At 41.9% G+C, this 1657-nt stretch carries 1 protein-coding gene; it reads right to left on the reverse strand.

Annotated features, from left to right (window positions below):
- Positions 1 to 1657, reverse strand: a 1657-nt coding sequence (locus tag AQ1689_RS05335; protein WP_219618435.1) for a hypothetical protein, incomplete at both ends; no start/stop codon positions are given.

Below are 1657 nucleotides of genomic sequence, written 5' to 3' on the forward strand. Positions count from 1 at the left end.
TGTTATTGAACTTCCATCACTTAATTTATCATTGTCTAATACATCTATTGTTGCATCATCGCCTGGTGTATTTCCTGTTGATGTATCATCTGTTGCGATAGGATCAACTTCTGTATATCCTGCTTTTACCGTTGCGGTGTCTGATAAGCCTGTGCTTATTTCCGTTAAGGTATAAACTACATCTGTTGGTGTTTGTGTAAAGCCATCTATTGGATTAAATGTTAAAATCCCTGTTGCTGGATCTACTGTCCAAGTTCCTTGGTTTGGTACGTCTAATGTATTTTGAACGCCTGGTGTTGTTGGGTCTAAATCGATAGTTACCTGTGTTTCTGGATCTGTTATTGGACTTCCATCACTTAATTTATCATTGTCTAATACATCTATTGTTGCATCATCGCCTGGTGTATTTCCTGTTGATGTATCATCTGTTGCTACTGGCGCTTGTGGGGTAAAGTTCAACGTGATTGTTGCATCATTCGATACATTTCCATCGTTGTCCTCTACATTATAAGTTACTGGTGTTGGGTCTGAAGTAAACCCTGCATCTGGATTGAAAGTAATCGCTCCTGTTACTGGATCAACAGTCCAAACTCCTTGACCTGGTTCTGTTATTTGTAAACAATCTCCATTAGCATCCGTTGATCCTGAATCACAGGTACCTACTAAACTTACCGTTGTTGCATCTAAACTTCCATCGGGATCGCTATCCGCTAATCCGCCATTGGCGATTAATGGATTTATTACTGCATCCGTATTGGTTGGTAAATTTGCTACCGTATCATCTACTGCTACTGGCGCTTGTGGGGTAAAGTTCAACGTGATTGTTGCATCGTTCGATACATTTCCATCGTTGTCCTCTACATTATAAGTTACCGGTGTTGGGTCTGAAGTAAAGCCTGCATCTGGTTTGAAAGTAATCGCTCCGCTTACTGGATCTACTGTCCAAACTCCTTGGCCTGGCTCTTCAAAACTCGTTACATCACCATTCGCATCGGTAACAATGTTGGTTGCCGTTCCACTTGGTACTAAACTTACCGTGGTTGGGTCTAATACTCCATCTGCATCGGCATCAACGCCATTTCCATTATCTGCTAATGGGTTGATTACTGCATCCGTATTGGTTGGTAAATTTGCTACTGTATCGTTTACTGCAGCTGGCGCTTGTGGGGTAAAGTTCAACGTGATTGTTGCATCATTCGATACATTTCCATCGTTGTCCTCTACATTATAAGTTACTGGTGTTGGATCTGCTGTAAAGCCTGCATCTGGATTGAAAGTAATCGCTCCTGTTACTGGATCAACAGTCCAAACTCCTTGACCTGGCTCTTCAAAACTCGTTACATCACCATTCGCATCGGTAACAATGTTGGTTGCCGTTCCACTTGGTACTAAACTTACCGTGGTTGGGTCTAATACTCCATCTGCATCGGCATCAACGCCATTTCCATTATCTGCTAATGGGTTGATTACTGCATCTGCATTGGTTGGTAAACCTGGTACCGTATCATCTTGTGCTACTGGTGCTTCTGGAGTAAAGTTCAACGTGATTGTTGCATCATTAGATACATTTCCATCGTTGTCCTCTACATTATAAGTTACTGGTGTTGGGTCTGAAGTAAACCCTGCATCTGGATTGAAAGTAATCGCTCCTGTTACT

This window comes from Tenacibaculum finnmarkense (assembly GCF_900239185.1).
Classification (GTDB): Bacteria; Bacteroidota; Bacteroidia; order Flavobacteriales; family Flavobacteriaceae; genus Polaribacter; species Polaribacter finnmarkensis.